This is a genomic window from Acinetobacter sp. ANC 4216 (assembly GCF_004331195.1).
Taxonomy (GTDB): Bacteria; Pseudomonadota; Gammaproteobacteria; order Pseudomonadales; family Moraxellaceae; genus Acinetobacter; species Acinetobacter kookii.
Genome location: NZ_SJOC01000019.1, coordinates 1 through 14,344, shown reverse-complemented (window position 1 = coordinate 14,344; position 14,344 = coordinate 1). Strand labels below are relative to the sequence as shown.

Here is a 14,344-nt window from a genome sequence, read left to right as displayed (position 1 = left end):
AATTATTTTTATCAATTTTTTACCAATAAAAATAAATTTATCCGCGTGGTGGATATTTTTTTACAAGGCAAAATTAGGCATCTTTGATCATTGAGAAAAAATCGTAAATATCAGTAAATGGTGCTCTCGGATTGTTCTGAAAAAATGAGATGCTGAGTCGAAAGTAGCGTGAAATGCTCAGGCTCTATTCAATGAGTAAAAAATAGCGTTACAATGCGTTGTCTTGTATTTCTACAAAGCCAACTCCTCAGTTTTTTAATAATTCAAGGAAAGTACAACCCTATGTCACGTTTAGCCACTCGTTTTGGACAGCTTAAATCTCAGCAGCGTAAAGCGCTTGTTTCTTATGTAATGGCAGGTGACCCTCATCCACAAGTAACCGTTCCATTGTTACATCAAATGGTTGAGGCTGGGGTAGATGTGATTGAACTTGGTCTACCATTTTCAGACCCTATGGCGGATGGCCCGGTCATTGCCCTTGCAGCGGAACGTGCATTGGCAGGCGGAACCAATACCCTGGATGCTTTGAACATGGTGAAAGAGTTCCGCCAGAAAGATACAGAAACACCGGTGGTTTTGATGGGTTATCTTAACCCTGTAGAAGTGATCGGTTATGAAAAGTTTGTGTCAATCGCCAATGAATGCGGTGTCGATGGTGTGCTTCTGGTGGACTTGCCGCCTGAAGAAGCCAAAGATTTTGATGACGTGTTGAAGAAATTCGACATGGATCAAATTTTCTTGCTGGCACCGACATCGACTGATGAACGTATTCAGCATGTGGCGAATCAGGCCAGTGGCTTTATCTACTATGTATCCTTGAAAGGGGTAACCGGTGCTGCAACCTTAGATGTTGCTGAAGCGGCAGCCCGTATCCAGAAAATTAAAACTGTGACTGACGTTCCTGTGGGTGTCGGTTTTGGGATCAGCGATGCTGCCTCGGCAAAAGCCATGGGTGTAGCAGCTGATGCTGTGATTGTTGGTAGTGCATTTGTAAAACAGTTTGCGAACTTAGCGCCAGAACAAGCCGTTGTCGAAACGGTCAATAAAGTCAAGGAGCTTCGAGCTGCGCTCGATGAGTTAGTATGAATCAAGAAGTGAAATCAGGCAAAATTCTTAGCCCAGCGAAGCCGTGGACCGAACGTCATGTTCCGGGTATTCAAGTGCCCGATGAGCAAGCTGCACTCAAAGCAACATTTACCGAGCCTACGGTTGAGTGTCCTGAATGTCATGCGCTGGTTACACGTACCGCGATGACATTTAATGCCTATGTTTGTCCACAATGCGATGAGCATTTGCGTATGAAAGCACGCGATCGCTTAAACTGGTTCTTCGATCAGGTTCAAAATGAACTGGGTCAGGAATTTGTTGCTAAAGATCCGCTGAAATTCATCGATAGCAAAGCCTATCCGGACCGTATGTCTGAAGCGCAAAAGAAAACCGGCGAAACTGAAGCCTTGGTGGTAATGCAAGGTGTGCTGAAAGACATTCCTGTTATCGCGTGTGCATTTGAATTCGACTTTATGGGCGGTTCAATGGGTACAGTGGTAGGTGACCGTTTTGTGCAAGCTGCTGAGCGTGCCATTAAAGAGAAACAACCTTTAATCTGTTTTGCTGCATCAGGTGGTGCACGCATGCAGGAAGGCATGTTGTCATTGATGCAAATGGCACGTACTTCAGCGGCAATTCAAAAAATGAAAGATGCTGGCCTGCCATATTTAGTGGTGTTGACCCATCCGGTTTATGGTGGCGTAACTGCATCATTGGCAATGCTCGGTGATGTACACATTGCAGAGCCTAAAGCCATGATCGGCTTTGCGGGTAAACGCGTTATTGAGCAAACTGTACGTGAAAAACTGGAAGAACCGTTCCAACGCGCAGAATATTTGCTTGATCATGGTGTAGTCGATCAAATTGTTCATCGTCACGCATTACGTGATACTGTATATCGTATTATCGCGAAACTGATGAATTTGTCTTGAACACAGCACCACTTGCAACAGACTCTTTAAACACATGGCTCGATTATTGGAGCCATGTTCACGTTACGGGTATTGATTTAGGTCTGGAACGGGTTATTCCTGTGGCTGAAAAGCTCGGTGTGACACGTCCGCAGGCCAAAGTGCTGACTGTAGCGGGAACCAACGGTAAAGGTTCAACCACCACTACTCTGGCTGCCATTTTAAATGCGCAAGGCTATCGGGTAGGACTGTATCAATCACCGCATATTTACCGTTTTAATGAACGGGTGAAACTGGCCGGGATTGAAGTGGATGATCAAACCCTGGTAGATGCCTTTGTGCAAGTGGATCAGGCACGTCGTGACTGTGATTTAACCCTGTCTTTCTTTGAAGCTACCACACTGGCGGCTTTTGTGATTTTTAAAGTCAAGCAATGTGATGTCTGGGTGCTTGAAGTCGGGCTGGGTGGCCGTCTGGATGTGGTCAATGTGGTTGATCCGGATGTTGCGGTCATTACCAATATCGGTCTGGATCACACCGACTGGCTGGGCGATAGCATTGAAAAGATTGCATTCGAGAAAGCCGGGATTATTCGTCCGAATATTCCCGTGATTTTTGGCGGTTCGCAAGAACTTCCACAAGCCATACAAAATAAAGCCGATGAATGCCAGGCACAACTGTTTGCCGTCAATCGTGATTATTTCTATCAATATACCGATGATGGTCAAGCCTGGATGTTTGCCTCATCGGGCAGCACGTTAAAACTTCCCCTCGGTACTCTGGCACTGGAAAATATTTCCACCGCCGTTGCCGCGATTCTGGTCAGTGGCTTAAACGTGACTCAGCATGCCATTGCACACGGCATTCAAAATGCACAATTGCCAGGCCGCTTTGAAATACGCCAAATTCAAGATAAAACGGTTATTTTTGATGCCGGGCATAATCCGCATGGCGTAGAATTTTTGTTAAATCAGTTGCGAAAATTTTTAGAATACAATAAACAGTACACAGAAGTGATCAGTGTTTTTTCCATGTTGGCGGATAAAGACATCAAATCTGTCGTAGATTTGTTGAAAGATACTGTTTTAACATGGAAAATTGCACCCTTAGCCGTTCCGCGAGCAGCCACAATCGGGCAGCTTGAGGAAGCATTACAGGGCGAAACAGTACAACACTTCAATAGTGTTCAATTGGCTTTTAAATCAGCGCTAAATGAAACAAAAAATAATCAGTTGATCTTGGTATGTGGTTCATTTCATACCTTAGAAGCGGTATGGGAGTATTTGGAAGAATGTCAATGAATAGCAAACAACGCTGGATGGGAGGCGTTGTTTTATTAGGTGGTGGTGTTTTATTGGCAGCATTGCTTCTAAAGGGTAAAGAAGAAATATACCAGAATGAACTCAGAACATCTGACTTGGCCGCCCAGGTTGAGCAAAAAAAGCCGGTAGCAGATGGGGGAATGGTTCAGTTGCAGCCTTTAACGGTTGATGTGGAAACAGAAAAACGTTTACTTGAAGAACAACGCCGGGCACGTGAAAAAGCGGTTGCAGAACAGGAAGCGCGTGCAGCCGAGTTTTTGGCGATGCAGCAACAGGCTGAGGCAGAAGCGGCACGTAAGGCAGCCGAAGAATATGCCGCTTTAAATGCGCTTCGCAGTGGAGCACAGCAGAGTTCGGATAATATTCCGCCTGAACTGGTAGAAGATGAAAAAGCCAAACAAAAGCGTCTGGCTGATGAAAAGTTGCTCGCTGAAAAAAAGTTACAGCAGCAGACAGCTCAACAACAACGAACTGATGCTGATAAAAAAATAGCTGAAGAAAAACGTAAGGCCCAAGCGGAAGCCGAAAAGCAGTTAGCTGCGAAGCAAGCAGCCGAGAAAAAAGCCGCTGAAGAAAAGGCAAAGCATGAGGCGGAATTAAAACGCAAAGCAGAAGCTGAAAAACAGTTGGCTACCAAGAAGGCGTTGGAAGCCAAGAAAAAAGAACAAGCCGAGCGTGAATTAGAGGCCAAGAAAAAAGCAGAAGCCAAGAAAAAAGCAGAAGCTGAAAAAGCCCGTGATTTGCTGGAAAATGGCGATAAGCAGTGGATGGTTCAAGTGGCCTTGGCCGCCAATGAAGCCAATGCAGATGCACTGGCCTCCAAGTTGCGTGCTAAAGGTTATAAAGTGACCAAGAGTCCAACATCTAAAGGGGTTCGCATTATGGTGGGGCCGGCTAAAGATCGTGATATTGCCGATGCTACCCGTAAAAAAATTACTGCCGATAAAAGCCTGGGAATGCAGTCGGCATGGGTGATTGACTGGGTTCCACTCGATAAGCGCTAAATCTGGCTTGAAACTAGACTAAGGTGGATTCAACAGTTGCTGTTGAATCCATTTTACATTTTCAGGACTGAATATTTTTTCAATATGAATCCAGACGGGGTGAAAGCCGTAGCCGCCATGTTTCATTTCATTGAGTGCATCCGCAATGGACCAGTTTTCAAAAATAATCCGGTACATGGCGATACTTGCACCGGTACGGTCTGAGCCGTGATAACAATGGATAAGTACTTTTTGATTTAAGGCTTTGGCTTGCTGAATCTGCCGCATGACCTCTAATAAATCTTCACGCGACATTGCCCAGGTGTGGATGGGGATATGAACCAATTTAAAATCTTTGGAGGGCAGCACAGTCAGATCTTTGTTTCTTGATCTTAGATTAATCACCACATCAATATCATGTGCCTTCAATTGCGGAATCAGTTCGGCATTGGGTTGTTCACTACGAAACACATGCTCGCTAATTTGATAAAAATTATCTGTTTGATTAATTAATGTTCCCCAGTGTGCAGGGCGTTGTTCAGGTGAAAATGCAGCTGTGGTCATGCATCCCGTCAAACTTGAGCTACAGAGTAAAATGGCAAGAATGGTTCTTCTCATCATGTTAGATAACGCGCCAGTTCAATAGGGTCATGCGCACAGATAATCTCGATATTTTTTTCATTTTGCGCAAGTTGCTGAATTTTGTGCAAGTTATCTATACGCCTCTGATTGTCTTCGGCAAAAAAACGCTCCAGTTTATCCAGTGTTCTTAGCCTGTTTGTAGGGTTGAGTTGCAAGTGGGAGAAATAGGCATCACCACAGAAAAACAGCCAGCCATCATTCTGCTTAATGGCAACCCCGCAATGACCCTGGCTATGACCCAGCAGGGGAATCATTAAAATTTCATCCTGAAATATGTGAAATCCCTGTACTTGATGCAGGTTAAACCAAGCTTCGCCCTGATCAGGTTCTATAAAGTTCCAGTATCGGTGCTGCCTGAATTGCTGGGTTTTATAACGGGCTTTATTTTTTAAGGAAAAAAAGTTTTGAGTAGCATTATATTCGCTGGAAAGGATATGCACGGTAGCGTGCGGAAAATCGGAAATACCGCCGGCATGATCAAAGTCAAGATGTGAGATCAGAATATGTTTTACATCTTTGGGGCTAAAGCCCAGATTCTGAATCTGGGCAAGCGCCGTAAGTTCTAAGTTATTTTCGATGCGGCCTAGCCGTGAAACCAGCTTACCTAAGCGGGCTTGGGTATGCAGATAATCTTGTACGCCTAAACCGGTATCCACCAATACCAAGCCTTGATCGGTTTCCAGCAGTAGGCAATGACAAACCACTTTGGCACGTAAACCTTTTTGCCCAAACAGAGGGCCGCACACAGGACACATCGTGCCACAGTGCAAATGATGAATGTTATAGATCACAATATTTATTCTTAAGATGATTAGGCGTAGTTATAAACTGGCTATGAAACAAACACCAACTCGATTTTGTAATTTGTTTTTTGAGTTGAATAAAAAAGCCTGTCATCAGACAGGCTTGAGCAAGATCAGGATTTGGCTCGTCATTTTCATCCTGTATTTGCTGCATACTTGCGGCAGAGCTTCTCACCTTGTGCGCGCGAGGGTAGAGCAGTATTTTCTGAGTAAAACTACGCGCTTTGCTTGTCTTGCGACAAAATAAGACAGCACTTTAATTTTAACTCGAAGCCTAGCTTCTCGTCTTCTTGCGGAATATATTCCTCAGAGCAGAGCAGTGCTCTGCTTGTCCAAAACTACGCGCTGCGCTTGTCTTGCGCAAAATTAAAAAGGAATCCTTTTAATTTTGCTCAGGCTGTGGCGTAAGGCGTAAGTATGGTGTTACCGCTTTATAGCCTTTCGGGAAACGTTGCTTGATTTCGTCTTCATCTTTAAGAGAAGGTACAATCACCACATCTTCACCTTGCTGCCAGTTGGCCGGTGTAGCTACTTTATGGTTGTCAGTCAGTTGCAGCGAATCAACCACACGCAAAACTTCATGGAAGTTGCGGCCAGTCGAAGCAGGATAGGTAATAATCAAACGTACTTTTTTGTTCGGATCAATAATCACCAAAGAACGAACCGTCAAGGTTTCACTAGCATTCGGGTGAATAAAGTCATACAGCGTTGAGACTTTACGGTCTTGATCGGCAATGATTGGAAAGTTCACAGAGGTGTTCTGGGTTTCGTTAATGTCCTTAATCCAGCCCTTATGTGATTCAACATCATCGACCGACAGGGCAATAGCTTTAACACCGCGCTTCGCAAATTCATCTTTCAGCTTTGCGGTATAGCCGAGCTCAGTGGTACATACCGGCGTGTAGTCAGCCGGATGGGAAAATAGAATTCCCCAGCTGTCACCCAAAAAGTCGTAAAAATTAATTGGGCCTTCGCTTGAGTCTTGCACAAAATTTGGTGCTGTATCGCCTAAATGTAATGCCATTTTTATTACCTCAAATTATTTGTTATAAACTTGGATGGGACTTAATATGGCGCATTTTTTTATGCAATGAAAATAGTGTTTTTGTATTTCTTTATGAATATATGGAATATAAAAAGTGGCTTGATTTGTAAAAACAATATGAACGGTTAGGTTTATGGCTATATTGGCTGTTTAAAATTTGTTACATTGTTTGACCTTAGCTGTCTCGTGCTAGAACGAGTGATCAGAATTTTTTTACTGGTTTTGTGCAAAGCCCTTGTACTTCAAATTTCTAGCACCATAATAACGACTGAGAAAAAATTTATTCATTCGACAAGCAAGATTTAGAGAGTCTATTCATGTTGGCAAGTCTGATCGGAGGAATCTTCGGTACTAAAAATGAGCGCGAACTCAAACGCATGCGTAAAATCGTAGACAAGATTAATGCGCTCGAGCCGACGATATCTGCACTAAGCGATGCAGACTTATCTGCAAAAACTGAAGAATTCAAACAACGATATAACAAGGGCGAAAGCCTGGATAAATTATTGCCTGAAGCATTTGCGGTTTGCCGTGAGGCGGCAAAACGAATCATGGGAATGCGTCATTACGATGTCCAGCTGATTGGTGGTATTACGCTTCACGAAGGTAAAATTGCGGAAATGCGTACCGGTGAAGGTAAAACCCTGATGGGAACCTTGGCGTGTTATCTGAATGCCATTAGCGGGCAGGGTGTGCATGTTATCACCGTGAATGACTATTTGGCACAGCGTGATGCCGAGTTAAACCGTCCCTTATTCGAATTCCTGGGTTTGAGCATTGGTGTCATTTATTCCATGCAGGACCCTACAGAGAAAGCAGAAGCCTATCGTGCCGATATTACTTACGGTACCAATAACGAATTCGGTTTCGACTACCTGCGTGACAACATGGTGTTCTCTCTGGCAGAGAAAAAACAGCGTGGCTTAATCTATGCCATTATCGATGAGGTCGATTCGATCCTGATCGATGAGGCGCGTACACCGTTGATCATTTCCGGTCAAAGTGATGACTCATCTCAGCTATATGCGGCCATCAACAGCATTCCGCCAAAACTTCATGCGCAAAAAGAAGAAAAAGTGCCGGATGGCGGTCATTTCTGGATTGATGAAAAGCAGCGTCAGGTTGAAATGACTGAAGTGGGTTATGAAGCTGTAGAAGACCAGTTGATTCAGATGGGTTTGCTGGCTGAAGGCGAGAGTCTGTATTCACCTTCTAACCTGAACCTGGTTCATCATGTTGCTGCAGCAATTCGTGCCCATTTCCTTTATCAGCGCAACGTGCACTACATCATTCATGATGGCGAAGTGATTATTGTGGATGAAAATACCGGTCGTACCATGCCGGGTCGTCGTTGGTCAGAAGGTTTACATCAAGCGGTTGAAGCCAAAGAAGGTCTGGAAATTCAGCCTGAAAACCAGACTTTGGCAACCACCACTTTCCAGAACTATTTCCGTCTTTACAAAAAGCTTTCTGGTATGACCGGTACAGCCGATACCGAAGCTGCGGAAATGAAAGAAATTTATGGTCTGGATGTGGTACTGATTCCAACCCATCGACCAATGATCCGTAAAGATGAAAACGATCTTATTTATTTAAACCGTAATGGTAAATACAATGCCATTATTCAAGAAATTCAGCGCGTGCATGAAGATGGTGTGGCACCGATCCTGATTGGTACGGCAACCATTGAAGCGTCTGAAATTCTTTCCGAAAAATTGAAAGAAGCGGGCATCCCGCATGAAGTGCTGAATGCAAAACAGCATGAACGTGAAGCAGACATTATTGCCCAGGCGGGTTCACCGCGCGCTGTGACCATTGCCACCAACATGGCCGGCCGTGGTACCGACATCTTGCTGGGCGGTAACTGGAAAGCCAAACTTGCCAAAATTGAAAATCCAACTCCTGAAGATGAAGCACGCTTAAAAGCTGAATGGGAACAAAACCATGAAATGGTATTGGCGTCTGGCGGCTTGCATATCATCGGTTCAGAACGTCATGAATCACGCCGTATCGATAACCAGCTGCGTGGTCGTGCCGGTCGTCAGGGGGATCCGGGTGTTTCACGTTTCTACCTGTCGCTTGAAGATGATCTGATGCGTATCTTCGCGGGTGATCGTGTAGTTGCCATGATGCGTGCGATGGGCTTGCAGGAAGACGAAGCGATTGAACACAAGATGGTGTCGCGTTCGATTGAAAATGCACAGCGTAAGGTAGAAGCACGCAACTTCGACATTCGTAAGAACCTGTTGAAATACGATGACGTGAATAACGAACAGCGTAAGATCATCTATTCACAACGTGATGAAATTCTTGCTGAAAGTACGCTACAAGATTACATTGAGGAAATGCACCATGAAGTGGTGAAGGGTGTGATTGCTAACTACATTCCACCTGAATCGATTCATGACCAATGGGATATCGATGGTCTGGAACATGCACTGCGTGAAGAGCTCGGTATTGATTTACCGGTCAATCAATGGCTGGAAGAAGACCGTCGTTTAGACGAAGAAGCTTTGGTAGAACGTATTTCTGATGAAATTGTCGCACGCTATCGCACTCGCCGTGAACAAATGGGTAGTGAATCAGCAGCCATGCTGGAACGTCACTTTATGTTGAGCGCTTTGGATCGTCACTGGAAAGATCATCTTGCTGCGATGGATTACTTGCGTCAGGGCATTCATTTGCGTGGTTATGCGCAAAAGAATCCTGAACAGGAATACAAAAAAGAAGCCTTTAACCTGTTTGTAAACATGTTGGCTGTCATTAAATCCGATGTAATTACAGATCTTTCGCGTGTTCATGTTCCTACAGCTGAAGAACTGGCTGAAATGGAAGCCCAACAACAGGCTCAGGCAGAAGCAATGAAGTTGAATCTGACGCATGCAGAATTTGATAATTTGTTGGCGGGTGATTTAAGCGGTACTGAAACTGTAGAAGTCGAGTCGGGCTTTAATCCGGCAGAGCAAACATTTGCACCGCCTGCAAGCCGTAATTCACCTTGTCCATGCGGTTCAGGTTTAAAATACAAGCAATGTCACGGTAAAATTTAATTTTTATCTTAAGCATTCAGCCACTTTATATATTTATTTCCCTCCGGATTTGAATCGATAAAGTGGTTTTTTATTGCAACAAAATAAGCGTTTATTTTTGCAAGATGTGAATATGTTTGCAGAGCGCCAAATTAAGTGGTATTTAGTGCATATTGATGAACATTGACTCGCGGAAAAGACAATGAAAAAAGTATTACAACCATTGATGATTTTAGCTTTAGCTATTCCAGGTTTGGCTTTTGCAAATGAGCCATCCAAAAATGCCGCAGCAAATGCTGTGAAAGATGAAAACACGACGGTGATGAGTCCGCGTACAGGAATTCGCTATACCTTTGCTAATCCGCAGCAACGTCCTGTGGTGTTAAAAACTGCAGCGATTACGCCTGCAAATGCAGCAAATGCAAACCGCATTGTCGCTTCAAATCCAGCGTTATCTGCTGCAAGTCAGGAAAAAGCCAAACAGGCACTGTTATCGGAATCAACTCAATTGGCTTCCAACTAAATCTAATCTATTGCTAGAACCAGTCTGCGGACTGGTTTTTTTATGCCTGAAAATGTCAAACTGATAAAAAATAAATCAAACAAAGTGTTCTGCTCGATTTTTTACTGAATTTCTACTAAGCTGTCTTTTTATCACGAACTTATTTGGAAGTTTAAAAATGGCGGTGGGCGACTTAACAATGCCACAGATGCATGTGGTTAAAGGTGTAAAAATTGGTTCAGCTGAAGCATATGTACGCTATCAGAACCGACGTGACCTCGTTATTTTTGAATTTGTTGAAGGTTCAAACGTTGCCGGTGTGTTTACCCAAAATGCATTCTGCGCAGCACCGGTACATGTGTGTAAAGCTCATTTGCAAGCGGGCAATCCGCGTTATCTGGTCATTAATACCGGTAATGCCAATGCAGGTACTGGCAAAACCGGTATGGCAAATGCCCAGGCGACGTGTGCCAAACTGGCTGAACTGGCTGGTGTATCGACTAACGAAATTTTACCTTTTTCAACCGGTGTGATTGGCGAGCAGTTGCCGATTGAACGCTTGGTGAATGGTTTACAGCCTGCATTAGACTCTTTAAAAGAAGATGCTTGGCTAGATGCGGCAACAGGCATTATGACCACGGATACGCTACCTAAAGGGGCATCAGAACAGTTTGAAATGGATGGTGTGACTTATACCATGACCGGCATTTCCAAGGGTGCCGGCATGATTCGTCCAAATATGGCGACCATGCTCAGCTATGTTGCGACCGATGCACCTATCAGCCGTGAACTGGTACAGCAACTGTTAAAAACCACGGTGAATGTTTCATTTAACCGTATTACTGTAGATGGTGATACCTCAACCAATGACTCCTGTATTTTAGTGGCGACAGGTCAAGCGGGTGGTGCTGAAATTACGTCAACTGACGATGCACGTTATGCGGTTGTTCTGGATGTGTTGACCCGTGTTATGAAGCGCTTGGCTCAACTGATTGTACGTGATGGTGAAGGGGCGACCAAATTCATTACCGTTGCGGTTGAAGGTGGAGCAGATACCCAGGAATGTTGTGATGTTGCTTATAGCATTGCCCATTCTCCGCTGGTGAAAACTGCAATTTTCGCCTCAGATCCGAACTGGGGACGTATTCTTGCCGCAATTGGTTATGCCGGTGTTAAAAATTTAGACGTTGAAAAAATCCAGGTTTGGTTAGATGATGTACAGATCTGTAAAGATGGTGGTGCGGCAGCGGACTATACGGAAGAAGCTGGTGCACGCGTGATGTCTCAGGCTGAATTGACCATTCGGGTCGATTTGGGACGAGGACAGGCAAAAGATACAGTCTATACCTGTGATCTGTCTTATGACTATGTCAAGATTAACGCGGATTACCGTTCGTAAAATTCAAATTGAATGACAAAGCCTCCGTTGTGAGGCTTTTTTAGCATTCAATCAATCGGCAAAGGGCTGGTGAATGAGCAAATTGCCCCCATATCATCAGTGACTTGAGTACGCTTGTGTTAGGGCAAGCATGAAGATAGAGAAGACGTTGTTATGAATGATGCGACCAATTTAATTGCCAATGAAGCAAAATCGATTGTGCAGGCGCATTTAGATCGTTTAGGCGAACCTAAAGATATTCATTTAAGTGATGAGGTCAAACAGGAGAAGTTTGCGCAAATTCTGGCAGAACTCAAAAAACGTGATGCTGTCCTGGTCGCTCATTACTATTGTGATCCCGAAGTGCAAGAGATTGCAGAACTGTCGGGTGGCTGTGTTTCTGATTCCCTTGAAATGGCACGTTTTGGCCGAGACCATCCTGCCAAAACCTTGGTGGTTGCTGGGGTGAAATTCATGGGAGAAACAGCGAAAATTCTTTCTCCTGAAAAAACCGTGCTTATGCCTACCCTGGAAGCGACCTGTTCGCTGGACTTGGGTTGTCCGGTCGATGAGTTTACAGCATTCTGTGATGCCCATCCCGATCATACAGTGGTTGTATATGCAAATACATCTGCTGCTGTTAAAGCACGTGCTGACTGGGTGGTGACCTCAAGCTGTGCAGTTGAAATTATTGAACATCTGGATAGCCTGGGTGAAAAGATTATCTGGGCACCGGATCAGCATCTGGGGCGTTATATCCAGAAGAAAACCGGTGCAGATATGTTGCTATGGGATGGTGCCTGTATCGTGCATGAAGAATTCCGTGCCCGCGGTATTGCCCAGATGAAAGCATTGTATCCGGATGCAGCGGTTCTGGTTCATCCTGAGTCGCCAGAGTCAGTGGTAGACATTGCAGATGCAGTAGGAAGCACCTCGCAACTGATTAAAGCCGCACAAACGCTTCCAAATGAGCGTTTAATTGTGGCAACCGACCGCGGCATTTTCTACAAGATGCAACAAGCTGTGCCAAACAAGACATTAATCGAAGCACCGACTGCAGGTGAAGGGGCAACCTGTCGCTCATGTGCCCATTGTCCGTGGATGGCAATGAACGAATTAGATGGAATTTTAGAGGTTTTACAAAAGGGTGATCAAGAAATACACGTTGATCCTGCTCTTGCAGAACGCGCTAAATTACCACTTGATCGTATGTTAAGCTTTAGTGCGAGTTTAAAACGTTAATTTTGATCAAAAAATGCCTAAAATGCTTGATAAATAAGCGGTTGAAGCGTTTTTTTGAGTTTTTTTGAATATAGGTGTTGACGTCTCTAGGCGTCACGCCTAAAATGCACCCCGTACCGCACGATGTGCGATACACTAAAAGCTGAGATGAATCGGAGTATGGCGCAGCTTGGTAGCGCATCTGGTTTGGGACCAGAGGGTCGTAGGTTCGAATCCTACTGCTCCGACCAATTCTTCAAGGCGAGTATCGCATGATAGTAATATCATCGGTCATGCGCCTGTAGCTCAGTTGGATAGAGCATCCGCCTTCTAAGCGGATGGTCACAGGTTCGAATCCTGTCAGGCGCGCCATTTGGTAGTCTGGTATTATAGAACCAAAATGTTGTAACGGTGGATGTAGCTCAGTTGGTAGAGCCCCGGATTGTGATTCCGGTTGTCGTGGGTTCGAATCCCATCATTCACCCCAATTTCGGAGTATGGCGCAGCTTGGTAGCGCATCTGGTTTGGGACCAGAGGGTCGTAGGTTCGAATCCTACTGCTCCGACCATTTTAAGTGTCAACTTAAAAATAAATGATCCGCTTAAATGCGGTTTTTTTATGCCTGAAATTTAATAATTATCTTCAATCTTCGTGGTGTAAATCCATTGAGGGGTGATGAAGCGAGTTTGTTTAACTCTGGATGATGGCGTTGAATAAAAAATTCATTCCAAAATAAAATACCTTCTTGTGTGGAGTAAGGGTATAGATAAGGCTATTTTCAAATCTGGCTATACTTGCTGCTTTGATTATTGATGTATCTGGATAAGCTGTATTTAAAGACTGACTATAATTGAAGAGAGGCAGTGTTAAAAGCATAAAAAGTAGATAAGAATAGAATTATTTATTCATGAGGAGAAATAAATAATATTTTGACCTGTTTGTGAGGGGAAACTGAAATTGTTGTTAATTTAAACTTAAAAATAATAAAAAGTCCCTGTTTTGTAGAATAAATAAACATTCGAGATGTTTTTGCTGAATTATTTAAAAAAGGGTGTTGCATTGAGGGTGAAATGCTGTAGAATGCACATCCATCGGCGGTGATGAAGATTAAAACTCCTGATAAAACAGCAACTTAGCGCGAAGTGTTAAGGTTGGGTTTTAGAAAGAAAGTTTAAAATAATTTGAATTACTGATTGACACTGGGAATATCTAGTGTAATATAGCCGACCTAGCTTGCTGGTGACGAACCAGGAAGAAGATCATTAAGAGATTATGAAGAACAACTTGTGTGGATTTTTACTGGTTGATTGATCGAAATTATTTTCATTGATTGATGGTAGAAATTACTCGAAGTTTATTTGAGCAAATTTTTTGTCAGAAAATTGATGAGCCAAGATTTGTAGCCATAAGCTACTAATGATTTTAAACTGAAGAGTTTGATCATGGCTCAGATTGAACGCT

General features: G+C 43.9%; 11 protein-coding genes and 4 tRNA genes. 12 read left to right on the top strand and 3 right to left on the bottom strand.

What is annotated here, in order from left to right; all coding sequences use genetic code 11:
- The first annotated feature begins 282 nt into the window (after positions 1-282).
- Genes trpA through E0H88_RS14065 form a run of 4 tightly spaced genes read left to right on the top strand, consistent with a single transcriptional unit; the run spans position 283 to position 4,284 of the window.
- Entirely contained in the window at positions 283-1,086 is an 804-nt protein-coding gene (gene trpA, locus E0H88_RS14080) for a tryptophan synthase subunit alpha (RefSeq protein WP_131274636.1), read from the top strand.
- On the top strand, positions 1,083-1,979 hold the full coding sequence (accD, locus tag E0H88_RS14075; RefSeq protein ID WP_092821072.1) for an acetyl-CoA carboxylase, carboxyltransferase subunit beta: 897 nt from the start codon (positions 1,083-1,085) through the stop codon (positions 1,977-1,979). The genes trpA and accD overlap by 4 nt, the downstream gene beginning before the upstream one ends.
- Complete coding sequence (gene folC, locus E0H88_RS14070; protein ID WP_131274635.1) at positions 1,976-3,259, top strand: bifunctional tetrahydrofolate synthase/dihydrofolate synthase; 1,284 nt, start codon at positions 1,976-1,978, stop codon at positions 3,257-3,259. The genes accD and folC overlap by 4 nt, the downstream gene beginning before the upstream one ends.
- Complete coding sequence (locus tag E0H88_RS14065; protein WP_502699745.1) at positions 3,250-4,284, top strand: SPOR domain-containing protein; 1,035 nt, start codon at positions 3,250-3,252, stop codon at positions 4,282-4,284. Before folC ends, E0H88_RS14065 begins: the two co-directional genes overlap by 10 nt.
- Positions 4,285-4,302: 18 nt before the next feature.
- Here E0H88_RS14065 and E0H88_RS14060 read toward each other — a convergent pair whose 3' ends face one another.
- The 3 genes from E0H88_RS14060 to E0H88_RS14050 all read right to left on the bottom strand — a co-directional run bounded on the left by E0H88_RS14060 (position 4,303) and on the right by E0H88_RS14050 (position 6,732).
- On the bottom strand, positions 4,303-4,881 hold the full coding sequence (locus tag E0H88_RS14060) for a dual specificity protein phosphatase family protein (RefSeq protein WP_131274652.1): 579 nt from the start codon (positions 4,879-4,881) through the stop codon (positions 4,303-4,305).
- Positions 4,881-5,696 carry an MBL fold metallo-hydrolase gene (locus tag E0H88_RS14055; RefSeq protein ID WP_131274633.1) on the bottom strand — a complete coding sequence of 272 codons (816 nt, stop codon included), beginning with the start codon at positions 5,694-5,696 and terminating at the stop codon, positions 4,881-4,883. The genes E0H88_RS14060 and E0H88_RS14055 overlap by 1 nt, the downstream gene beginning before the upstream one ends.
- Before the next feature lie 394 nt (positions 5,697-6,090).
- On the bottom strand, positions 6,091-6,732 hold the full coding sequence (locus tag E0H88_RS14050) for a peroxiredoxin (protein WP_092821080.1): 642 nt from the start codon (positions 6,730-6,732) through the stop codon (positions 6,091-6,093).
- A 338-nt stretch (positions 6,733-7,070) separates the two neighbouring features.
- On the opposite strand from E0H88_RS14050, the gene secA reads away from it, so the two are divergent.
- The 8 genes from secA to E0H88_RS14010 all read left to right on the top strand — a co-directional run bounded on the left by secA (position 7,071) and on the right by E0H88_RS14010 (position 13,451).
- Positions 7,071-9,803, top strand: a complete 2,733-nt coding sequence (gene secA, locus E0H88_RS14045; protein ID WP_131274632.1) for a preprotein translocase subunit SecA — start codon at positions 7,071-7,073, stop codon at positions 9,801-9,803.
- A 181-nt stretch (positions 9,804-9,984) separates the two neighbouring features.
- Positions 9,985-10,305 carry a hypothetical protein gene (locus tag E0H88_RS14040; RefSeq protein WP_131274631.1) on the top strand — a complete coding sequence of 107 codons (321 nt, stop codon included), beginning with the start codon at positions 9,985-9,987 and terminating at the stop codon, positions 10,303-10,305.
- A 157-nt stretch (positions 10,306-10,462) separates the two neighbouring features.
- Complete coding sequence (gene argJ, locus E0H88_RS14035) at positions 10,463-11,683, top strand: bifunctional glutamate N-acetyltransferase/amino-acid acetyltransferase ArgJ (protein ID WP_131274630.1); 1,221 nt, start codon at positions 10,463-10,465, stop codon at positions 11,681-11,683.
- 153 nt (positions 11,684-11,836) lie between these two features.
- Entirely contained in the window at positions 11,837-12,904 is a 1,068-nt protein-coding gene (nadA, locus tag E0H88_RS14030; RefSeq protein ID WP_092821088.1) for a quinolinate synthase NadA, read from the top strand.
- Between the two features lie 153 nt (positions 12,905-13,057).
- Positions 13,058-13,134 (top strand) — tRNA-Pro (locus tag E0H88_RS14025).
- Between the two features lie 44 nt (positions 13,135-13,178).
- Positions 13,179-13,255 (top strand) — tRNA-Arg (locus E0H88_RS14020).
- A gap of 39 nt (positions 13,256-13,294) precedes the next feature.
- Positions 13,295-13,370, top strand: a tRNA-His gene (locus E0H88_RS14015).
- A gap of 4 nt (positions 13,371-13,374) precedes the next feature.
- A tRNA-Pro gene (locus E0H88_RS14010) sits at positions 13,375-13,451 on the top strand.
- Positions 13,452-14,344 lie beyond the last annotated feature (893 nt).